The following is a 20,768-nucleotide window of genomic DNA, read 5'->3' as shown; positions in this document are numbered from 1 at the left end:
TTCAACGGTCCTTGAACTGCGCTTCCCGCTTGGCAATGAACGCCGCCATGCCTTCCTTCTGGTCTTCAGTGGCGAAGGCCGCATGGAATACCCGGCGCTCGAAGCGCACGCCTTCTGCCAGGTTGACTTCGAAGGCGCGGTTGACACTTTCCTTGACCATCATGGTCATCGGAATCGACTTGCTGGCGATGGTTGCCGCCACCTTCAGGGCTTCTTCCAGCAGCTCGGCCTGCGGTACCACGCGTGCCACCAGACCGGCGCGCTCGGCTTCCTCGGCGCCCATCAAGCGGCCGCTCAGGCACAGTTCCATGGCCTTGGCCTTGCCCACGGCACGGGTCAGACGCTGAGTCCCGCCCATACCCGGCAGCACGCCAAGATTGATTTCCGGCTGGCCAAACTTGGCATTGTCGGCAGCGAGAATGAAATCGCACATCATCGCCAGCTCGCAGCCACCACCCAGGGCGAACCCGGACACAGCAGCGATAATCGGCTTGCGCCGGTTGGCGATGCGATCGGCATCACTGAACAGGTCATCGACATAGATCTGCGGGTAACGCAGGTCAGCCATTTCCTTGATATCGGCGCCCGCGGCAAAAGCCTTGGCCGAGCCGGTAAGCACCACGCAACCGATGTTCGGGTTGGCTTCCAGCTGATCCAGGGCCTGGTTGATCTCGCCGACGATCTGCGCATTGAGCGCGTTGAGGGCCTGCGGACGGTTGAGGGTGATCAGACCGACCTTGCCGTGGATGTCCAGCAAAATGGTTTCAAATGACATGCAAGCTGCTCCCTTCAAAGATTGCGCGCAATGACCATGCGCTGAATATCGCTGGTGCCTTCGTAAATCTGGCAGACCCGCACATCGCGGTAAATGCGCTCCAGCGGAAAGTCGCTCAGATAGCCATAACCGCCGAGGGTCTGCAAGGCATCCGAGCAGACCTTTTCGGCCATTTCCGAGGCAAACAGCTTGGCCATCGAGGCTTCGACCAACGCCGGGCGCCCGGCATCACGCAGTGCTGCGGCATGCAGGACCATCTGCCGGGCGACAGCGACACGGGTGGCCATGTCGGCCAGGCGGAAGGCCACGGCCTGATGCTCGATCAGCGCTTTACCAAAACTCTGGCGCTCACGCGCATAGTCGCGAGCCACTTCAAAGGCGGCACGGGCCATGCCCACCGACTGCGAGGCGATACCGATACGGCCACCTTCAAGGTTGGCCAGGGCGATCTTGTAGCCTTCGCCTTCCTCGCCCAGACGGTTGGCGACCGGCACCCGCACATCGTCGAAAACGATCTGACAGGTGTCGGAAGCGTGCTGGCCGAGTTTGTCCTCGACCCGGGCAACCTGATAGCCGGGCGAGTCGGTCGGGACGATAAACGCACTGATGCCGCGTTTGCCGGCAGCGGGATCAGTCACGGCGAAGACAATCACCACACCGGCATTCTGCCCGGAGGTGATGAACTGCTTGCAGCCATTGAGCACGTAATGATCGCCGTCACGCCGCGCACGGGTCTTCAGGCTACTGGCATCGGAACCGGCCTGGGGCTCGGTCAGGGCGAAAGCGCCGAGCATCTGACCACTGGCGAGCGGCGTGAGGAACTGCTGTTTCTGGGCGTCATTGCCAAACTTGAGAATCGGCACGCAACCCACCGAGTTGTGCACACTCATGATGGTCGAGCATGCGCCATCGCCAGCGGCAATCTCTTCCAGCGCCATGGCATACGCCACGTAGCCGGTATCGCTGCCACCCCACTGCTCCGGCACCAGCATGCCGAACAGCCCCAGTTCGGCCATCTCCTCGATGGCCTCCTTGGGGAAGCGATGATCGCGGTCCCATTGCTCGGCAAACGGCCGCAGACGCTCTTGAGCGAACTGACGGACCGCGTCACTGATTTGCTGTTGTTCGTCATTGACTAGCATGGTGCACCTCAGTACAGACACTCGACGGCCATGGCAGTCGCTTCACCGCCACCGATGCAGATCGCCGCAATACCGCGGTGCAGGCCTTTCTGACGCAGGGCGGCGAGCAAGGTGACGAGGATGCGCGCACCCGAAGCGCCGATCGGATGGCCCAGGGCGCAGGCACCGCCGTGAATGTTGACCTTGTCGTGCGGCAGATCCAGGTGCTTCATCGCCGCCAGCGTGACCACGGCAAACGCCTCGTTGATTTCGAACAGATCGACCTCGGCCAGGTTCCAGCCAGTGCGTTTGATCAGTTTGTCGATGGCACCAATCGGTGCCGTCGGGAACAACGCCGGAGTGTCGGCAAAAGCAGCGTGGCCGTGGATGACAGCCAAGGGCTTCAACCCTTGTTTTTCAGCTTGGGAGCGACGCATCAGCACCAAGGCTGCAGCGCCGTCGGAAATGGAGCTGGAGTTGGCTGCTGTGACCGTACCGCCGTCACGGAATGCCGGTTTGAGCTGGGGAATCTTGTCCAGACGCGCCTTGGGCGGCTGCTCGTCGTCACTGACCAGGCGCTGCGTCTTGCCCTCGGTCACTTCTACCGGGACGATCTCGCTGGCAAAACTGCCATCCTTGATCGCTTGCTGGGCACGGGTCAGCGAGGCGATGGCAAAGTCATCCTGCTGCTGACGGGTAAAGCCGTTGTTTTCGGCACAATCCTCGGCAAAGGTGCCCATCAGGCGCCCCTTGTCATAAGCGTCCTCAAGACCATCGAAGAACATGTGGTCGATGATCTTACCGTGGCCCATGCGATAGCCGCTGCGCGCTTTGTCCAGCAGGTAAGGGGCGTTGGACATGCTCTCCATGCCACCGGCCACCACCACATCGGCGCTGCCGGCCAGCAGCAAGTCGTGCGCCATGATCGCCGCCTGCATGCCCGAGCCGCACATCTTGTTCAGGGTAGTGCAGGTGGTGCTCTTGTTCAGCCCGGCGCCCAACGCCGCCTGGCGCGCTGGCGCCTGGCCCAGACCGGCTGGCAGCACGCAGCCGAACAGCACCTGCTCGACGCTATCCGGGGCAACCCCGGCACGCTCGACCGCAGCACGAATGGCCGCAGCGCCCAGTTGTGGCGCGGTGAGGCTTTTCAGGTCGCCCTGCAGGCCGCCCATGGGGGTGCGCACGGCGCTGACGATTACAATCGGATCATTGGCGAGGGTCATGATAGGTACTCCTGCAATTACTTGGCGGCCATACGCAAGGCACCGTCAAGACGGATCACCTCGCCATTGAGCATGCTGTTTTCGATGATATGCCGCGCCAGCGCAGCGTATTCCTGTGGACGACCGAGGCGTGGCGGGAACGGCACGCCGGCGGCCAGCGAGTCACGCACTTCCTGGGTCATGCCCGCCATCATCGGGGTCTCGAATATACCCGGGGCGATGGTCATCACACGGATGCCAAAGCGCGCCAGCTCACGCGCCGCTGGCAGGGTCAGACTGGCGATTGCGCCCTTGGAAGCGGCATAGGCTGCCTGGCCGATTTGCCCGTCATAGGCGGCAATCGAGGCGGTATTGATGATCACTCCACGCTCACCCTCGGCACTCGCTTCGCCTTCGGCCATGGCTGCAGCGGCCAGGCGCAGCAGGTTGAAACTGCCGATCAGGTTGACGTTGATCACCCGGCTGAAGCTTTCCAGGCCGTGCGGACCATTCTTGCCCAGGACCTTCTCGGCGCCGACGATACCGGCGCAGTTGATCAGCCCGTGGAGACTGCCGAACGCAGTCACGGCAGCATCAACCGCGGCTTTGGCAGGGGCTTCCTGGCTGATGTCGGCGACCGCAAAGCGCGCCTTGGAACCCAGCTCCTGGGCTTTGGCAGCAACGGCCTCGGCATTGAGGTCGACCAGCATTACCTGGGCACCCGCCTCAATGAGCATCTGTGCGGTGGCGGCCCCCAAACCTGAGGCCGCGCCACTGACGATAAAGTTCTTGTTGGCAATCTGCATGATGGTCTTTCCTCAGGCGCTGGTGGTTGCGGCCAGCGCGGCTTGTTGTTTGGCAATTTCCTGGTTGCGCAGGATGAAACGCTGCAGCTTGCCGCTCGGGGTCTTGGGCAGCTCGCTGACAAATTCGATTTCGCGTGGATACGCGTGGGCATAAAGGCGCTGACGTACATGTTGCTTCAGTGCCTCGGCCAGTTCCTCGCTGGGCTGCTGACCAGCAGCCAGCACCACGAAGGCCTTGATCAGTTCGGTACGCTCCGGGTCTGGCTTGCCGACTACGGCAGCCTCGATCACTGCCGGGTGCTCGATCAGGGCACTCTCGACATCGAAGGGTCCGACCCGGTAACCGGAAGTGGTGATCACATCATCACTACGGCCGACAAAACTGATACTGCCGTCACTGTTGAGTTCGACGGTGTCACCGCTGAGGTAGTACTTGCCGACGAAGGATTTGGTCGGCAAGCCGTGATATCCAGCGAACCAGCACAACGGCGACTGTTCGCGGTCCACGGCAAGAATGCCTGGTTGGCCGGCCGGCAGCTCGTTGGCCTGCTCATCCACAACGACGATGCGGTGCCCGGGAATGGCAAACCCCGCCGACCCCAGGTGCACCGGGTGCTGCAGGCCATGGTGGTTGCACAGCACCATGCCCAGCTCGGTCTGCCCGTAGTGATCGTGAATGGTCACCCCCAGCTCGACGGCAAACCAGCGGATGACTTCCGGGTTGAGCGGCTCGCCAGCACTACTGACCACCCGCAGGCGGCCCTTGATCGGCGTGCTGAAGTCGCTGCCGGCAGCGATCAGCAAGCGATAGGCGGTGGGCGAGCCTGCCAGGTTGCTGATGGCGTATTTGTTGATGACCCGGCAGGTGCTTTCAACACTGAACGGACCATCGAAGAAGGTCGTGGAATGGCCCAGCGCCAACGGCCCGGTCACAGCGTAATACAGACCGTAGGCCCAGCCAGGATCGGCGAGGTTCCAGAAATTGTCTTCCGGGCGCAGGTCGATGGCATCGCGCATGTAGCCCTGGAAGGCGACGATGGCGCGCAACGGCACTTCCAGCGGCTTGGCCGGGCCGGTGGTACCGGAGGTGAACATCAGCAGGAACGGCGCGTCAGCACCCAGCAACACCGGCTCGCAGCGATCACTGGCAGCCGCCAGCGCCGTGTGGAAGTCGACATCGCTGGATCCGTCCTGTGCACCGACGCAGATGATCGTCGGGCACCCATGTACATCGTCGAGCTTACTGCGGTTGAGTGGCTCGGTGACCACTACCTTGGCGCCCGACTGCTCCAGCCGGTGCTCGATGGCTTTAGGCCCGAAGGCAGTGAATAAAGGTTGATAAACCGCACCCAGACGCCAGGTGGCCAACACGGTGATCAGTAATTCAGCCGTGCGTGGCATCAACCCGGCGACCCGGTCTCCGGCACTCACCCCCTGGGCCTTGAGCACATTGGCCAGACGCGCGGCAGACTGTTGCAACTGCTCGAAGCTGTACTGGGCGCTGCTGCCGTCGCGGCCCTCCCAGTTCAGGGCGACACGATTTTTGCCGACATGCCGGTCGCAGCACTCGACACAGGCATTGAGCGCATCGAGGTTACCGTGCAGGACTTCGCGGGTAACCAGAGAATAATCGAAGCCGCTTGCGGCCGTAGCGTAATCACGCATCGTCAGACTCCTGATTTCTTATTGTTGGAGTATCACCTTTGATCTGACGATGTTGTCGCCGCAAACGGCGCTCGGCAATGGCCAAAGCGCTCAATAGGGATGAGCGGTTTGGCCGCTGCAAGGTGCCTTCACTCGTCCGCAGGCAACGCCTGCAGGGCCTCGCGAGTCAGTTGCTCTATCAATCCGTTTACAGCTTTTTTGTAGTCTTGGATGTTCTGTGCGCTTTGCGCCAGCATCTCACCCTCCAAACCGTTCAGCGCCTCCTGTTGCTCCCAGAATGGCTGCAAAACGTCCTGGAACCGGTCAGCCTTCTCACGCTCCAGATACTTGATCCAAAAATCCCGCTGACTGACATACGTCACCAGTTCGTCGGTCGCTGAAGCCCATCGCACCGCCGCCGCGGCATCACTTAGCTGCTGCTGCGTCACGCCGGCGAGTCGCTCGAACTGCATGGTCTTCGGTTGACCAGGAAGGTCGAGGGTTCGGGCAAGAGCAATACGGTACGCCAGGCTTACCTCGACCTCATCCACCCTTGCCCGCCCACGCGCTGCGGCCTGTTCCTCGGACAAACCGGCATTGCGCAGCCTGTCCGTCTCCAGCGTCACGCGCCGCTCAATGTCCAGACGCGCAATCGCCTCGACCCTTTCCAGCCGAAACAAGCCTCGCGCCAGCCCCAGCAGCGATGCCTGCTCTTGCGCTGACGCGCGCCCACGTAACGCCTGAGCAACCAGCATACGGACCTCCAGAGTGCTGAAGCACGAGATCACTCTATCCGCACAGCCGCGCTCGCCTGCCAGACCAAACAGCTCCTTGCGCAGCAACTGTTCGTCACTGGCAGCGTCGAGTACCGCCCACACCCGTCGAGACAGGTCCTGGCGGGCCTGCCGGTAATCACTGGTTTCGGTCAAGTCGCCAAGCAAGCGGAAAAACTCTTCACTGCCGGATTGCGCCTGCAGGTCATTCCATTGTTGTTCGCGATCCGCTCTCATCGACGCCTCCAAGGTTGCCAGCCAGGCCTCCCTGATCTGCGTCTGGACAACCACTGGCGGTGGCAGCACAACTGGCGCAGGGCCAGGTGCGTACAGACGGTCAAGCATGTCCACCGGTACCGGGTTGTTACGCAGCTCCACGGCACGGCGTGTCTCAAGCGGAGCATTGAGCAAGGCTTCTGGCAGCACCGCGATCTGATTGTCACGCAGGTCGGCAAACTCCAACAAGCCGCACCACTCCAGCCCAACGGGTACCGCCTGCAAATTCGCCCGACGCAGGTTCAGCTCGCGAAGTCGAGACAGCTGACGAAACTCAAGGCTGATTGCACCCAGCGGATTGGCGCTCAGATCCAGGGTGTGCAAGCGGGACAAGCTATGCAAAGACTCGACTGCCGCCTGAGTCATTCGTATGCGGTTACCCGACAGACGCAGGGTAGTCAACTGAGTCAACTGGCCGATGTCTGCAGGCAAGTCAACCAGTGCGTTGTTACTCAGATTGAGCCAGCGCAAGCGCGAGAAACAGCGCAGGAACCCTGCGGGAATGGCATCCACCTGCAGCCCTACCAAGACCAGCTCACTGACGTGGTTAAAATCCGCATTTGCAGGCAGCGTCGGCAGGGTTCTGATGTCCATACCGATCAGACTCAAGCGATTACCGGCAGGTTGCCCAGTGGGCGTGACAAGCCGTCGCCCCTCCAGACGCCAGCTTCGGCGCAACTCATCAGCGAAGTGTCGGCGCGCCCCGAACAGGTTGTCGGCATGCCCTTGCCTCACCCAGGCATGCAGCGCTTCATCAAGGTCGCCGTAATCCCGGAACTGCTGAATCAGCCTGATGTAGGCTGTCCCCGGCGCCGCCAGCAGATCCGTCACAAAGTTGTCCAGAGCCCGGGCACCCAAGGTTGGATAGAGCGCGCGTGTCGCGTCAATGAGCGCACGCCGCGAAGGATGCCTGCCCTCGCCACGGCCGCTGAGCAGGTATCCGATACGCCCATCAGGAAGTCGCTGGAGCGGGCTGTAGCGCGGTTTTATCTCACCCAGTTCGGTCAGCTGCAAAAGCGCCTGGCGTCCGGAGGGCAACCAGGTACGCAAGGCGTTGTCGATCTGATCCCTCGCTCCACTGCCATCCCATGTCAAACGAGCGAGATCGTCCCAGGACAGGTGCCTGGTCAATACCTCGGCCAGGCTGTCAGGATTATCCAGAAGGGGGTCCAGCTCAATGCCCACTTGGTTATAACACCTGAAACTGCCCGAATCTCGCACCAGGATGACCGTGACATTCTTCGGGTCATTGTCGGGATGTAAGCGCGCCAACACACGCCCGGCATCGGAACCCTCACGCAACTCGAGGTCGGCCGTGCCTGATAATCTGGCCTGTTTGCGCAACAGGGCGAACACCAGTGAAACCGTTTCGGGCCGATAACTGCCCTTCAGGTACAAGCCTTCACGTATGCGTGTCAACTGCGCGAGCTGCAAGTGCGCGCGAGCCTGCTCGGCTACCGCCAGGGGAATCCGCTTCGCGCTGACCATCCGCTGACGCTGGGTGTCAGTGGCCAGTTTGAGCACATCCAGCGCATAGGCATCAGGCAGGCCTTTGAAATCCCGCTGGATCAATGCCAGCATCGATTTTGTGTCCTGCGACGGCTCCGTCAGCAGCGGATCTCTGGCCACATACTGCCGCGAGAAATGTTCGAACAACTGCTCGCGTAACGCCGGAACATCGCCAAGGAACACTGCTCTCTGTTCCTGGATTGACATCGTGTCGGTCTTCAAAGCGTCACTGCACCATTGAAACAACTCCGAATCGTCTTCACGCCCCTCGCCCAGTTGTGCGATGAAGGTTTCCACACGGGCATCCACGGCAAAGCGCTCCAAGGTGTCACGCAACTCCACCGGTAACGGCCGACGTTCCACCAGTAGACCGCGAAGATGCGTTTCATCTACATCCGCAACCTTCAAGATCTGCTCGACTCGATTGGCGGGCAAACTGGATGCTGGCGGCCAGAGACGTCCCAGCAACAGGCCGGTCCCTTCCCACTCAACGGGATGCTCGCTGGACAGCTGCCAACAGCGCTCGCCATTGAACTCGAGTAACGGCCCGAAGCTCGCCTCACCTTGCGGATGTCGTAGCTGCCAGGCACTACGCCCCTTGACGGGCCTGACCTGATAATGGCTATCGCCGTTCCGCCACCAGTGCCCGGTGCCATTGGACAGCAAGCCGTTGTCCTGCTCGAGCAGGTCAGCAGGCGTCCCCCTGTCTTCATAGGAAGTAACATCGCCGGACCACAATCGCGCCTGTCCGGCATCATTCAGCGCCGGGGCCAATTGATCGACTACAGCGCTACGCGCGAAACCGCGAGCGACCAGCGCCGTCCCCCCCACCAATGCAGCGCTGACCACCACCGTCTCGGCAACCCCGAGCAAGTGATCAAGGGCTTCGTGCTGATGGCCCTGGCTCCAGTCCTGGACACCTTCGCAGACCTCCGAGAGGGTCTGGGCGACCAGATCGGCCGTCAGCACGACACCGATAGCCGGGACGAACAATCCGGCCAGGTTGACCACGGTCAAGCCGACGGATTCAAGCGCCTGTAGGCGTTCGGCGCTGACGCGGGCATTGACCTGAGCGGTAGGCACCGCAAGAAACTGCGCATCGTCGCGAATACGTTGCTGCTGCTCGATGGCCAGAGTGGAAAACAACGGATCATTGATCACCTCGCAGGTCGCCGTTGCGTCGGTCTTCTCATCGGCCAGGCGCTTGCGCAATGTCGCCAGGTAGTCCGGGCGGTCCGCCAATGCGATGTGCTGGTTGAACCGTCGTTGATAACCTGGATCGCGAAGTAGTTTGCCGAGGGCCAGACTGGCTTCGCGCCAAGTGCCGAAAGCACGTAACGTTTGCCTGTGATCACCAGGCAGGAAGAGGATCACCCCCTGCACCAGGGATTTCGGAAAACCGCCCGCCACGGGGATGATCCCATGCAGCTCGAACGCCAGAGCACCTTCCACACGATACCCCAGGACCTGGAGCGCCCCCGCGTAGACCCGGTCACTTTGCGCATGGGTCGGCGGTTGACCAGCGACTATCCGGCGCAGCATGTCCAGGTCATCCGCCTGCAACTGCTCTTTCAGCGCCGCTACTTCAATGGCCAGCGCCAACTGCAGGCGCTTGTCCTCGACGAGTGTGGCTGTGCAGTCAGCGTCGAGAACGGCGTCCAGATGTTGCTGATACTGCTCGCCCACATCCAGGCTGCGGCAAAGCGCAACGAGCTGGGCACTGTCTGTCGTCAGCACTTGCTCCGCCTGCCCGGTAGCCGCATCAGCCGGATAGACCAGTCCGGTCTGTTCGAAAAATGGTTCGGCGTCCTTGAAGTTGTGCAGGAACTTCTGCAAAGCAGGCATCCGGACGAAATAGGAACGGTATTGCGCAGGCCCTGTGGCATCGCCGACCAGCTTGCGGCGCTCTTCCCGCCATTGGGCCTTATCAAGCGCAACCGACAAAGAAAGGGAGGAAAACAGCCTTTCCTCCAGCAGAGACGTGACGAAACTGTCCAGCGGTTGAAGCCTGGCGAACACTCGCTTGACCTCCTGCTGGCTGCGCACATGTTTCTCGAAGCTGGTGCGCAGAGCCTGGAACTGATCATGGCCAATGCCTTTCAGCCAAGCAGGAAGTGTTTGCGCGATGAACGCATCGGTTGCGCTTTCAAGCTGGGTATCTGTTACTGATTCGGACATGGCCGGTACCACCGAGATTGAGGAGCTGACCACTCTGCAGCCGCTTTATAATCTCCGGCACCGGGAAGACCACCCCTTCAGCCGTCCTCGCCTTCACGCGTCTGCACCAGCGCGCGGTAGTGCCCCGGGTTGCAGCCAAACCACTTGCGAAAGGCTTTGTAAAACGAACTGCTGTCGGCAAATCCCAGCCGCTCGGCGATCTCAACCAGGCCCGGCTCAGCCTGGGCTAGCCAGGCGATTGCCAGCTCACGGCGCACACTGTCCTTCAGGCCCTGATAGGTCTGCCCTTCCTCCGCCAGACGTCGGCGCAAGGTCGCACTGGACAGGCACAAGTGGTCGGCCAGGCTGCGAGCATCCGGCCATCGAGCGGGATCGAGGCCAAGCAGGTTGGCGCGGATGCGCCTGGCCAGACTTGCCGGGTCACGGTACTTGACCAAAATGTTACCCGGCGCCTCGGCAAGAAAGCGCTGCAATTCCTGGGGGGTGCGCTTTATCGGCAGGTCAAGACAATCCGCAGCAATGATCATGCGAGTACGCGGGCGGTCGAATTGCAGATTCCCCGAGAACATCACCCGGTAGTCATCGCAGAACGGCGGCTCGGCGCAGCGCAGGTCGATGGCCAATATCGGGATACGCCGCCCTGCCAGCCAGCAGGTCACGCCATGCACGATCATCCAGAAGGTAAAGTAGGTAAACGCGCGGCGTGGCTGCTCACACGGTTCATTGACGACGATCTCGGCCAGGCTCTGCTGGCGCACCAGGCCCGGTTGCAGATCTTCGAGCATCAGCGAGAGAAAACTCAGAGCAATATCCAGGCCGGCGCCCAAACTCGGTTGAGCCATGGCGGCACGTGTCAGGAAGGCCAGGCTGCCGTTAGGCAGACCACGCCGGTCCATGGCGAAGAATTCGTCGTTGCAACGACGCGCCAGCAACCGCCACAACCGCGCATAGGCGTCCGCAGAAACCCGTGCCTGGGGCAACTCAAGCTGCGCCGGATCAATGCCGGCACGCAGCAACATACCGGCATCGGACAGGCCTGCCGGACAGGTCTGCAACAGCGCTTCGCGCACAAGCTGCATGGAAATCGTGTCTTTCTCGCTCATCGGCCATCCGGCGCCCGGTTGCTCTGTGCCGGCCATCTTAGGCCGACCGCTGAAGAATACCAGCGCTGCATCAGTGCTGTTCGGCCAAACTCAGGAACGCCTGGATCAGGCGCAGTTCACGACGCCGCTGCAAACAACCGATCATATGTCGGTTGATCAGCCCGTCGCCGACAATCGGACGCGCCACCACCCGCGGATCATGAGCCACTTCCACCGACGAAACGATACCGATGCCCAGCTCCGCGGCTACCGCCTCAGTGACCGCTTCGCGGCTGTCCAGCTCAAGCAACACCCGTGGCTGTACCTTGGCCTCGGTGCAGGCCTGGTCGAAGGTGCGCCGGGTGATCGAACTGGGTTCGCGCAGCACCATGATCTGTCGATCAAGCTCGGCCAGCGGCAACTCACCCTTGCCGTCCGCCCACGGGTGACTGACGGGTAACAGGGCACAGATCCGCGATTCGCCCAAGCTCTGCAGGTGCAGCCCCTTGCGCGGTTCGACCTCGGTCAACACGGCCACATCCGCATGTTCGCCAAGCAACGCGGCCAGGGTTTCCTGAGCGTTGCCCAGACGCAGGTTGACGGTAATGCCAGGGTAACGCGCACGTAGCTGGGCAAGCATCGGCATGACCCGGTGCGGTCCATCGGCAGCCACCTCCAGGCGTCCGGTAAGCAACTGGCGATTGGCCTCAAGCATGGCCTGGGCTTCCTCGGCCAGACCAAACATCGCTCGCGTGATCGCCGCCAGCCGGGTGCCCTCCTCGGTCAGCTCGACGCGCCGTGCAGTGCGCCGCAGCAAAGTGATCTGGTAGTGCTCTTCCAATGCCTTGATATGCCCGGTGACCGCTGGCTGGCTGATGAACAACCGCGCCGCAGCACGGGTAAAGCTGCCCTCCCGGGCCACAGCGTCAAACGCACGGAGCTGGAACAGGTTCATATCTATCGGCCTGACTTATGGCTGGCATAACAACAAACAATTTGATTGATGACGCACAGAATTGCAACTTAGACCCCGTAGTTTCAGCCCACCGCTTGTGAGGAACTTCGGAATGAGCAACGCCCCTATCCTGCTGACCCCTGGTCCTTTGACCACCTCGTCCCGCACCCGCCAAGCGATGATGGTGGACTGGGGCTCCTGGGACCGTGACTTCAACCAACTGACCGCCAGCCTGTGCGAGCAACTGCTGGCCATCGTCAACGGCGCCGACAGCCACCACTGTGTGCCCCTGCAAGGCAGCGGCACCTTCGCCGTGGAAGCCGCCATCGGCACCCTGGTACCTCGTGATGGCAAGGTTCTGGTACTGATCAACGGCGCCTATGGTCAGCGCCTGGCGAAGATCTGCAAGGTTATGGGGCGCGCCTACAGCACCTTTGAAACTGCTGAAGACCAACCGACCACCGCAGCCGATGTCGACCGCCTGCTGAGCGCTGATGCCGGCATCACCCATGTGGCGCTGATCCACTGCGAAACCAGCACCGGCATCCTTAATCCGCTGCCAGAAATCGCCGAAGTCATCGCCCGTCACGGCAAACGCCTGATCATCGATGCCATGAGCTCGTTCGGCGCCTTGCCGATCGATGCCCGCGAAGTGCCGTTCGATGCCCTGATCGCCGCCTCCGGCAAGTGTCTGGAAGGTGTGCCTGGCATGGGCTTCGTCTTCGCCCACAAAGACTCCCTGGCTGCCGCCGAAGGCAATTCACCATCCCTGGCCATGGACCTGCAGGATCAGCACGCCTACATGGCCAAGACCGGCCAGTGGCGCTTTACCCCACCGACTCACGTCGTCGCCGCGTTGCACGAGGCCTTGCTGCAATACAACGAGGAAGGCGGCCTGCCGGCCCGTCACCAGCGCTACGCCAGCAACTGCAAAGTGCTGCTCGACGGCATGGCGGCGATCGGTTTGCGCAGCTTTCTGCCCGCCGAGATCCAGGCACCGATCATCGTCACCTTCCACGCCCCGAACGACCCACGCTATCAATTCAAGGATTTCTACGAACGGGTCAAGGCCAAGGGCTTCATCCTCTACCCCGGCAAGCTGACCCAGGTCGAAACCTTCCGTGTCGGCTGTATCGGCGTGGTCGGCCCGGACGGCATGCAAGCCGCGGTGAATGCGGTGGCCGAAGTGCTGCGGGAAATGGAAGTACTGGACATCTGAAGCCTTGCCACTCTCTCTAGGAATTCGCACATGAACTACAGCAACCCAACGCAACTGCAAGCCGCCATCCTCGACTGGGCCGGGACCGTGGTCGACTTCGGTTCTTTCGCACCGACCCAGATCTTCGTCGAAGCCTTCGCCGAGTTCGATGTCGAAGTGTCCATCGAAGAAGCCCGTGGCCCGATGGGCATGGGCAAGTGGGACCATATCCGCACCCTGTGCGACCAACCGCAGATTGCCGAGCGCTATCGCAAGGTGTTCGGTCGCACCCCGACCGACGCCGATGTCACCGCCATCTATGAGCGCTTCATGCCCTTGCAGATCGAGAAGATCGCCGTGCACTCGGCGCTGATCCCCGGCGCCCTCGACACCCTGACCGGTCTGCGCAAGGACGGCCTGAAGGTCGGCTCCTGCTCCGGCTACCCGAAGGTGGTGATGGACAAGGTGGTTGAGCTGGCCGCGCAGAATGGCTATGTCGCCGATCATGTCGTGGCCACCGATGAAACCCCTAATGGCCGCCCTTGGCCGGCGCAGGCACTGGCTAACGTGATTGCCTTAGGGATCGACGATGTCGCGGCCTGCGTCAAGGTCGACGATACCGTGCCCGGCATCCTTGAAGGTCGCCGCGCCGGCATGTGGACGGTGGCGCTGGTGTGCTCGGGCAATGCCCTGGGCCTTACCTATGAAGGCTATCGCGCCCTGGCCTCTGACACCCTCGACAGTGAACGCAAGCGTATTCACGCGCTTTTCGAAGGTTCACGTCCGCATTACCTGATCGATACCATCAACGAGCTGCCGGAAGTGATCGCCGACATCAACAAGCGTCTGGCACGGGGTGAGATGCCGCAGTCAGTGTAAGACACCCGGTTGGAGCGGGCTTGCCCCGCGATGCGATCTGTCAGTCACAGCGCATCGCGGGGCAAGCCCGCTCCTACCATTTCAGCCCTTATGCCGTTCCACCCAGCTGGCATACTTATCAATGAAAGTCTGCAAAAACGGTTGGACCTTCTCCGACAGTTTGCCATTCTCGTCGAACAGGCTCGCCGCCCCACCGATATACGCCTCTGGCTGCTGCATGCACGGGACATCGAGAAACACCAGTGACTGACGCAGATGATGGTTGGCGCCAAAGCCGCCCACCGCCCCTGGCGAAACACTGATCACCGCACCCGGCTTGCCGCTCCAGGCACTCTGCCCATAGGGCCTTGAGCCGACATCAATGGCGTTCTTCAACACCCCCGGCACCGAGCGGTTGTACTCCGGAGTGACGAACAGCACCGCATCACTGTTGCGGATCTGCTCGCGGAATGCCTTGTAAGCCGCTGGCGGGTCGAGATCAATGTCTTCGTTGTAAAGGGGCAGATCGCCAATCTCGACTATCTTCAATTGCAGATTCGAGGGCGCGAGCTGCGCCAGCGCCAGGGCGACCTTGCGATTGAAGGACGCCTTGCGCAAGCTGCCGACGACAACGGCTACCGAATACACCTGGCTCATGGCAATTTCCTGACATGTAGGACAAAGGAACTTGTAGGTATAGATGATCTACCCAGCGCCTGAAGTTTTTTTCCGCGCGAGCAAAACTTACCCGACCAATCAGTGGTCTATGCCTGACAGAAAACTTTTAGAGGTTGCACGGTAAATGACAGCAGTACTGGTCGGACAGTTTCATGCACGGGACGCAGAAGGCCGCATCTACCCCGTTCATGAGTTTCAGGAAGCCACCCTTGAGGCCGACGGTAGTGCCGCATCCCTGCCTGTCACCACTTACAAGCTGGCCATCGGTGACAAGGTCAACCACCTGGGCGACAACCGCTTCGAACTGGCGCGCAGTGGCGTGGAGCTCATTCGCATTCCTTGATGCAATCGACGGTGTAAATCCGCCCTTGCTCACCGGTCTCGTGCTGCAGGCCGTGCACGTCGGCGACAAAACCGGGGAAGCCGCTGTCGAAGGCGGCGGCAAACGCCAGGTAGTCAATGATTGACCGGGTCGCCTCGGTAAAACGTTCGCCCGGCATGATCAATGGAATCCCCGGCGGATAGGGCACCAGCATCACCGCCGCAACACGTCCGAGCAATTGCTCAATCGGCACCGCCTCCACCTCACCGCGGACCATCCGGTCATAGGCATCGGCGGGCTTCATCACCACTTCCGGTAGCCGGGTGAACAGGCGTTTGAGCTGCTTGGCAGTCGCATTGCTGCGGTAGCAGGCGTGCAACTGGTCGCACAGATCTCGCAGGCCCAATCCCTGATAACGCAGAGGATCGAGACGGGCGACACAGGGCAGGCTTTCGAGCAGATCGGTGTTGGCGTCGTAGTTGCGTTTGAACTCCAGCAGTTCGGTCAGCAACGTGTTCCATTTGCCCTTGGTAATGCCCATGGAAAACAGCACCAGGAAAGTGTAGAGCCCGGTCTTTTCCACCACCAGGCCACGCTCCCAGAGAAATTTGCTGACCACTGCCGCCGGGATCCCGTGCTCGCTCAAGGCACCGCCGGCGCTAAGCCCGGGCATGACCAGGGTGACTTTGATCGGGTCGAGCAATACGTAGTCGTCGCTGACCTCACCAAAGCCGTGCCACTCCGCTTGCGGCGCCAGCAACCAGTCACCGGTGCTCACCTGCTGCCCACCCTCGACCTGCGGCGGTTGCCAGATACTGAACCACCAGTCATCGGCGGCAATATGCTGACGCAAGTTGGCCATGGCCCGACGAAAGCTCAGGGCCTCATCGAACATTTCCTGCAACAGCGAACGCCCGGCCGGCCCTTCCATCATCGTCGACGCCACATCCAGCGAGGCCAGAATGCTGTACTGCGGCGAGGTGGAGATATGCATCATGAACGCTTCATTGAAACGGTCACGGTCCAGCTGTCGTGCACCGCCATCCTGTACATGGATCATCGAAGCCTGGCTGAAGGCTGCCAACAGCTTGTGGGTCGAGTGGGTGCTGAACACCAGCGGGCTGTCAGCCGTGCGTGAAGTACCCATGGCATAGCGCCCGGCAAAGAACGGATGGAATGCGGCATAGGCGTACCAGGCCTCATCGAAATGCAAAACCTCGACACTGTTGCCGAGCATTTGCTTGATCAGCTCGGCGTTGTAGCAAAGCCCGTCATAGGTGGAGTTGGTCACCACCGCCAGTTTCACCTTGGGCGCCCGCCCCTGGGTCAGCGGATTGGCCTGGATTTTCGCGCGGATCGATTCAGGGCCGAACTCGCTCAGCGGTATCGGCCCGATGATGCCCAGCTCATTGCGCTCAGGACACAGGTACAAGGGAATCGCACCGGTCATGATGATCGCGTGCACCACCGACTTGTGGCAATTGCGGTCCACCAGCACCAGGTCATCGCGACCGACCATCGAATGCCAGACGATCTTGTTGGCGGTGGAGGTGCCGTTGATGACGAAGAAGGTATGGTCGGCGCCAAAGTTCTTTGCCGCCCGGGCTTCGGCCGCCGCCAGAGGGCCGGTGTGATCCAGCAGCGAGCCAAGCTCGGGGACCGACACCGAGAGATCCGAGCGCAGGGTGTTTTCACCGAAAAACTGATGGAACGCCAGCCCCACCGGGCTCTTGCGATAGGCCACCCCGCCGCCGTGCCCCGGCGTGTGCCAGGAGTAATTGGACTGCGCGGTGTGCTGCACCAGGGCCTTGAAAAACGGTGGCAGCAGGCCGTCCAGGTAATTGTGTGCCGCCCGCGCCACTTGCCGGGCCAGAAATGGCACAGTGTCTTCGAACAGATAGAGAATGCCGCGTAGCTGGTTCAGTTCGCTCATGACATCGGCAGGAGCATTTTCCAGGGTCACCTGCTCGCCCAGGGCGAAGATCGGCAGATGCGGCGCACGTAGCCGGGCCAGGCGAATCAGCTCGACCATGTTCTGCAGCAAGTGAATGTTTTCGCCCGCACCTTCTGCGGCAATCAGCATGCAGGCCAGACCATGATGGGTCGAGGCCAGCAAGCGACCTTCAGCATAATCGATGGCCGGAAGAATGCTGAAGCCATCCTGGGCCAGTTCCTCGGCGATGCCGCGCACGCGTTCACCGGCCAGGGTGTCGGCCTTGATATCGCGGTGAACGATCAGCACCGGGAACTTGAGGTCCTTGTACATGAGGGCGCGCCTGCTGCGAATGACGGGTCGGTCATTTCAGGGTAGAAGCTCGCCAGCCCCCTTGCGCGGATTCCGCCTCAGTTGGCCTCGGACAATTGCTGCCACAACGCCGGGCCACCCGTCGACTTGGCGATGGCTTCCAGGCGCGCCAGATGCGCTTCCAGCTCCTGCTCGCTGGCCTGAATGATGCGTCCAGGTTGACGGCCGATCAGGCGACGGATTTCGCTGCCACGGCTTTCTTCGCTGTTTTCCTCGCCATCAGCACCCTGCCCGGCCAGTGACAGGCTGGTCTGACCGCCGGTCATGCTCAGGTAGACGTCGGCCAGCAACTCCGAGTCGAGCAACGCGCCGTGCAACTCACGACCGGAGTTGTCGATGCCGTAACGTTTGCACAATGCATCGAGGCTGTTGCGCTGGCCCGGGTGCCGCGAGCGGGCCATCATCAGGGTATCGAGGATGGTGCAATGCTGGGAGATATCGGCGCGGTGGTGCTGGCCGATCAGGGCGAATTCGTTGTTGATGAAGCCAACGTCGAACGCCGCGTTATGGATGATCAGCTGCGCGCCCTGGATGAAGTCGAAGAATTCATCGGCCACTTCGGCAAATCGCGGTTTGTCGATCAGGAAGGCGTCGGTAATACCGTGTACGCCGATGGCACCTTCGTCACTCTCGCGATCGGGCTGCAGATAGACGTGGAAATGCCGCCCGGTCAGGCGCCGGCCCATCAGTTCGACACAACCGATCTCGATGACCCGGTGGCCGTCGGTAACCGGCATACCCGTGGTTTCGGTGTCGAGGACGACCGACCTGTTGTTCTGAATCTCCACGCCGGTGGTCTCCTGTCGCGTACAGCTTGTCTGGTGAAAGCCGGGCATTCTACCTCAGCTGGCGGGCAAGTGGCGGCCGCTGTGTTCAGCGCAGCCCGCGCACTTCGTCAACGCCGCGGTTGGCCAACTGGTCGGCGCGCTCGTTGCCGTGATGGCCGATGTGTCCACGCACCCACTTCCAGGTCACCTTGTGGCGCCCGACCTGCTCATCGAGCAGCTGCCAGAGGTCGGCGTTTTTCACCGGCTCTTTGGCGGCGGTTTTCCAGCCGCGCTTTTTCCAGTTGACCATCCACTCGTTGATGCCTTTCATCACGTATTGCGAGTCGGTAACCAACAACACTTCACACTCGCGCTTGAGCGCTTCCAGGCCCTTGATCGCCGCCATCAGTTCCATGCGATTGTTGGTGGTCTCCGGCTCGCCGCCCCATAGCTCCTTTTCGACGCCCTTGCAGACCATCAGCACACCCCAGCCGCCCGGGCCAGGATTGCCCTTGCAGGCACCATCGGTAAAGATCTCGACGCTATCGCTCATTTACAGCCTTTTCATCAATGATTGGAGCCCGCGCCCTGCAGGCGCGCAACTCAGGGTTCGGAATGGCGCCGGTTGACCTTGGCCATCGGCAAGGGCAGCAGCTTGCCCATCGGCTCACGGCGCTCCAGGCGCAGTGGCCGCAGGCCGACCACCATTTTGCGCGCCACCAGCAGGTAGACACCACCACCGGCGCCTTGCCAGCCACCGGCGACCCGCTCCCAGCCCGCCAGACGCTGTTGCCAGGCCGGCGACGCAAGCGGCGGACGATAGCACCCGAAGCGGCGTTTCTCCAGCGCGAAGCCCAGCAGGTTAAGCCAGTCGCCGACCCGTGACGGGGAAATGCAGCGGGCCTTGCGCAGCGCATCATGGGCAAACACCCGACGCACGCCCCAACTGCTCCAGGGGTTGATACCGATGATCACCAGGTGCCCGCCCGGGCGCACGCTGCTGGCGGCTTCACGCAGCAGGCCGTGGGGCGACAGGCTGAAATCCAGGCCATGCTGCAGCACCACCACATCGGCGGCGTGCTCGCTCAGCGGCCAGGCCTGCTCTTCGCAGACAATCTCGACCCCGGGCAGCGGTGCGCCCAAGCGCACATTGCGCTGCACCTGCGGGGCCTTGGGCGGCGCTTCGGCACAAGGGCCGTAATGCACCAGGTAGCCGCCGAAGTAGCGCCCCAGCTCCTCTTCGAGCAGGCGTTGTTCTTCATGCAGCATCAACTGCCCCAGGGGGCCGGCGAACCAATCGCGGGCCAGGCTGATCAGCTCCAGCCACTGCGGATCGGCCTGGGCAAAGGCTTGATCGGTCATTGCAGTCTCCCTTGAAGGTTCTCGACAGCGTGCATAACTACTAAGATGCACCCATGTCCCACGTTTGGCGAATCGCACCATGATACAGATCGATGCCCTGCCCGCTTTCAACGATAACTACATCTGGTTGTTACAGGATTCTGCCAACCAGCGCTGCGCAGTGGTCGATCCGGGTGATGCGGCACCGGTACTGGCCTGGCTCGAACATCACCCCGGCTGGCAACTGAGCGACATTCTGATCACCCATCACCATCACGACCATGTCGGTGGTGTCGAGCAGCTCAAGAACGCCACCGCTGCGCGGGTTTGCGGCCCTGCCCACGAGCGCATCCCGGGGCGTGACCTGGCCCTCGACGACAACGCCAGCGTGCGCGTCCTGGGTCTGGATTTCCAGATCATTGCGGTACCTGGACATACCTTGGGACATATTGCTTATTATTGCGGGCAAACGGCCACTCCGCTGCTGTTCTGTGGCGACACTTTGTTCGCCGCAGGTTGCGGTCGTCTGTTCGAGGGCACCGCCGAACAAATGCACCATTCCCTTGAGCGTCTGGCAGCCTTGCCCGCCCAGACGCTGGTGTACTGCACCCACGAATACACCCTGAGCAACCTGCGTTTTGCCAGGGCAGTTGAACCCGATAACCAGCACATTGCCCAACGCTTCGACGACGTTACCCAAATGAGGGCGCACAATCGCATCACGTTGCCATCAACCCTGGCCCTGGAAAAGCTGACCAACCCCTTTTTGCGCACCACCGAAACATCCGTTAAAGAAAAATTAGACGAACGGAATGAACTAAAAAACCTTACTCCAAGTGCTGTTTTTGCTGGGTTGCGGGCTTGGAAGGATAGCTTCTAAACAGCCGCTGCTAGGTCCTGGAAGTTCTCAAAGGTTGACCACGGAGGGGCTGCTTTCTAGAATCGCCCGACATTTTTGCCCGGAACTTTGTCCCAGCC

General features: G+C 61.4%; 17 protein-coding genes. 4 read left to right on the top strand and 13 right to left on the bottom strand.

From position 1 onward, the window contains the following. Nucleotide 1 precedes the first annotated feature (1 nt). The 8 genes from NPS47_RS11975 to NPS47_RS11940 form a co-directional block, all read right to left on the bottom strand. A complete protein-coding gene (locus NPS47_RS11975; protein WP_107025414.1) occupies nucleotides 2-775 on the bottom strand; it encodes an enoyl-CoA hydratase in 774 nt (257 codons plus the stop codon). A gap of 14 nt (nucleotides 776-789) precedes the next feature. After that, nucleotides 790-1,917, bottom strand: coding sequence for an acyl-CoA dehydrogenase (locus NPS47_RS11970; RefSeq protein WP_274295156.1), 1,128 nt, complete (start codon nucleotides 1,915-1,917; stop codon nucleotides 790-792). 8 nt (nucleotides 1,918-1,925) lie between these two features. After that, nucleotides 1,926-3,119 carry an acetyl-CoA C-acyltransferase gene (locus tag NPS47_RS11965; RefSeq protein ID WP_274295155.1) on the bottom strand — a complete coding sequence of 398 codons (1,194 nt, stop codon included), beginning with the start codon at nucleotides 3,117-3,119 and terminating at the stop codon, nucleotides 1,926-1,928. Between the two features lie 17 nt (nucleotides 3,120-3,136). Next, a complete protein-coding gene (locus NPS47_RS11960) occupies nucleotides 3,137-3,904 on the bottom strand; it encodes an SDR family NAD(P)-dependent oxidoreductase (protein WP_274295154.1) in 768 nt (255 codons plus the stop codon). A gap of 12 nt (nucleotides 3,905-3,916) precedes the next feature. Continuing rightward, complete coding sequence (locus NPS47_RS11955; RefSeq protein ID WP_274295153.1) at nucleotides 3,917-5,569, bottom strand: AMP-binding protein; 1,653 nt, start codon at nucleotides 5,567-5,569, stop codon at nucleotides 3,917-3,919. A 128-nt stretch (nucleotides 5,570-5,697) separates the two neighbouring features. Next, nucleotides 5,698-10,284 (bottom strand): NEL-type E3 ubiquitin ligase domain-containing protein, encoded by a 4,587-nt coding sequence (locus NPS47_RS11950; RefSeq protein ID WP_274295152.1) that lies wholly within the window; start codon nucleotides 10,282-10,284, stop codon nucleotides 5,698-5,700. 77 nt (nucleotides 10,285-10,361) lie between these two features. After that, nucleotides 10,362-11,387, bottom strand: coding sequence for an AraC family transcriptional regulator (locus NPS47_RS11945; protein ID WP_274295151.1), 1,026 nt, complete (start codon nucleotides 11,385-11,387; stop codon nucleotides 10,362-10,364). Between the two features lie 70 nt (nucleotides 11,388-11,457). Further along, nucleotides 11,458-12,321, bottom strand: a complete 864-nt coding sequence (locus tag NPS47_RS11940) for a LysR substrate-binding domain-containing protein (protein WP_274295150.1) — start codon at nucleotides 12,319-12,321, stop codon at nucleotides 11,458-11,460. A gap of 112 nt (nucleotides 12,322-12,433) precedes the next feature. On the opposite strand from NPS47_RS11940, the gene NPS47_RS11935 reads away from it, so the two are divergent. Together NPS47_RS11935 and phnX are read left to right on the top strand one after the other, a co-directional pair. Next, complete coding sequence (locus tag NPS47_RS11935) at nucleotides 12,434-13,540, top strand: 2-aminoethylphosphonate--pyruvate transaminase (RefSeq protein WP_274295149.1); 1,107 nt, start codon at nucleotides 12,434-12,436, stop codon at nucleotides 13,538-13,540. Nucleotides 13,541-13,570: 30 nt separating this feature from the next. Further along, nucleotides 13,571-14,398 carry a phosphonoacetaldehyde hydrolase gene (gene phnX, locus NPS47_RS11930; RefSeq protein WP_274295148.1) on the top strand — a complete coding sequence of 276 codons (828 nt, stop codon included), beginning with the start codon at nucleotides 13,571-13,573 and terminating at the stop codon, nucleotides 14,396-14,398. Nucleotides 14,399-14,479: 81 nt separating this feature from the next. Here phnX and NPS47_RS11925 read toward each other — a convergent pair whose 3' ends face one another. Further along, nucleotides 14,480-15,034 carry an NADPH-dependent FMN reductase gene (locus tag NPS47_RS11925; RefSeq protein WP_274295147.1) on the bottom strand — a complete coding sequence of 185 codons (555 nt, stop codon included), beginning with the start codon at nucleotides 15,032-15,034 and terminating at the stop codon, nucleotides 14,480-14,482. Nucleotides 15,035-15,179: 145 nt separating this feature from the next. Between NPS47_RS11925 and NPS47_RS11920 the strand changes: the two genes are divergently transcribed. Further along, nucleotides 15,180-15,398 (top strand): hypothetical protein, encoded by a 219-nt coding sequence (locus NPS47_RS11920; RefSeq protein ID WP_274295146.1) that lies wholly within the window; start codon nucleotides 15,180-15,182, stop codon nucleotides 15,396-15,398. Here the strand turns inward: NPS47_RS11920 and NPS47_RS11915 are convergent. From NPS47_RS11915 to NPS47_RS11900, 4 genes are all read right to left on the bottom strand, one after another. Then, complete coding sequence (locus tag NPS47_RS11915; RefSeq protein WP_274295145.1) at nucleotides 15,382-17,643, bottom strand: arginine/lysine/ornithine decarboxylase; 2,262 nt, start codon at nucleotides 17,641-17,643, stop codon at nucleotides 15,382-15,384. The genes NPS47_RS11920 and NPS47_RS11915 overlap by 17 nt on opposite strands. A gap of 77 nt (nucleotides 17,644-17,720) precedes the next feature. Then, a complete protein-coding gene (dnaQ, locus tag NPS47_RS11910; protein WP_425313503.1) occupies nucleotides 17,721-18,518 on the bottom strand; it encodes a DNA polymerase III subunit epsilon in 798 nt (265 codons plus the stop codon). Between the two features lie 37 nt (nucleotides 18,519-18,555). Next, nucleotides 18,556-19,002 (bottom strand): ribonuclease HI, encoded by a 447-nt coding sequence (rnhA, locus tag NPS47_RS11905; protein ID WP_038613019.1) that lies wholly within the window; start codon nucleotides 19,000-19,002, stop codon nucleotides 18,556-18,558. A gap of 50 nt (nucleotides 19,003-19,052) precedes the next feature. Then, nucleotides 19,053-19,811, bottom strand: coding sequence for a class I SAM-dependent methyltransferase (locus NPS47_RS11900; protein WP_038613021.1), 759 nt, complete (start codon nucleotides 19,809-19,811; stop codon nucleotides 19,053-19,055). A gap of 79 nt (nucleotides 19,812-19,890) precedes the next feature. Between NPS47_RS11900 and gloB the strand changes: the two genes are divergently transcribed. Then, the gene (gloB, locus tag NPS47_RS11895) at nucleotides 19,891-20,670 is read left to right on the top strand and encodes a hydroxyacylglutathione hydrolase (RefSeq protein WP_274295143.1); all 780 of its coding nucleotides are present in this window, start codon (nucleotides 19,891-19,893) and stop codon (nucleotides 20,668-20,670) included. The last annotated feature ends 98 nt before the right edge of the window (nucleotides 20,671-20,768 follow it).

The sequence above is a fragment of the Pseudomonas putida genome (genome assembly GCF_028682475.1).
Classification (GTDB): Bacteria; Pseudomonadota; Gammaproteobacteria; order Pseudomonadales; family Pseudomonadaceae; genus Aquipseudomonas; species Aquipseudomonas putida_AG.
This window is presented reverse-complemented; position numbering and strand designations above follow the sequence as displayed.

Excerpts from the sequence above, each read along its gene's own strand:
- NPS47_RS11975 (WP_107025414.1), bottom strand. The coding sequence starts at position 775 with ATGTCATTTGAAACCATTTTGCTGGACATCCACGGCAAGGTCGGTCTG.
- NPS47_RS11970 (WP_274295156.1), bottom strand. The coding sequence starts at position 1,917 with ATGCTAGTCAATGACGAACAACAGCAAATCAGTGACGCGGTCCGTCAG.
- NPS47_RS11965 (WP_274295155.1), bottom strand. The coding sequence starts at position 3,119 with ATGACCCTCGCCAATGATCCGATTGTAATCGTCAGCGCCGTGCGCACC.
- NPS47_RS11960 (WP_274295154.1), bottom strand. The coding sequence starts at position 3,904 with ATGCAGATTGCCAACAAGAACTTTATCGTCAGTGGCGCGGCCTCAGGT.
- NPS47_RS11955 (WP_274295153.1), bottom strand. The coding sequence starts at position 5,569 with ATGCGTGATTACGCTACGGCCGCAAGCGGCTTCGATTATTCTCTGGTT.
- NPS47_RS11950 (WP_274295152.1), bottom strand. The coding sequence starts at position 10,284 with ATGTCCGAATCAGTAACAGATACCCAGCTTGAAAGCGCAACCGATGCG.
- NPS47_RS11945 (WP_274295151.1), bottom strand. The coding sequence starts at position 11,387 with ATGAGCGAGAAAGACACGATTTCCATGCAGCTTGTGCGCGAAGCGCTG.
- NPS47_RS11940 (WP_274295150.1), bottom strand. The coding sequence starts at position 12,321 with ATGAACCTGTTCCAGCTCCGTGCGTTTGACGCTGTGGCCCGGGAGGGC.
- NPS47_RS11935 (WP_274295149.1), top strand. The coding sequence starts at position 12,434 with ATGAGCAACGCCCCTATCCTGCTGACCCCTGGTCCTTTGACCACCTCG.
- phnX (WP_274295148.1), top strand. The coding sequence starts at position 13,571 with ATGAACTACAGCAACCCAACGCAACTGCAAGCCGCCATCCTCGACTGG.
- NPS47_RS11925 (WP_274295147.1), bottom strand. The coding sequence starts at position 15,034 with ATGAGCCAGGTGTATTCGGTAGCCGTTGTCGTCGGCAGCTTGCGCAAG.
- NPS47_RS11920 (WP_274295146.1), top strand. The coding sequence starts at position 15,180 with ATGACAGCAGTACTGGTCGGACAGTTTCATGCACGGGACGCAGAAGGC.
- NPS47_RS11915 (WP_274295145.1), bottom strand. The coding sequence starts at position 17,643 with ATGTACAAGGACCTCAAGTTCCCGGTGCTGATCGTTCACCGCGATATC.
- dnaQ (WP_425313503.1), bottom strand. The coding sequence starts at position 18,518 with ATGCCCGGCTTTCACCAGACAAGCTGTACGCGACAGGAGACCACCGGC.
- rnhA (WP_038613019.1), bottom strand. The coding sequence starts at position 19,002 with ATGAGCGATAGCGTCGAGATCTTTACCGATGGTGCCTGCAAGGGCAAT.
- NPS47_RS11900 (WP_038613021.1), bottom strand. The coding sequence starts at position 19,811 with ATGACCGATCAAGCCTTTGCCCAGGCCGATCCGCAGTGGCTGGAGCTG.
- gloB (WP_274295143.1), top strand. The coding sequence starts at position 19,891 with ATGATACAGATCGATGCCCTGCCCGCTTTCAACGATAACTACATCTGG.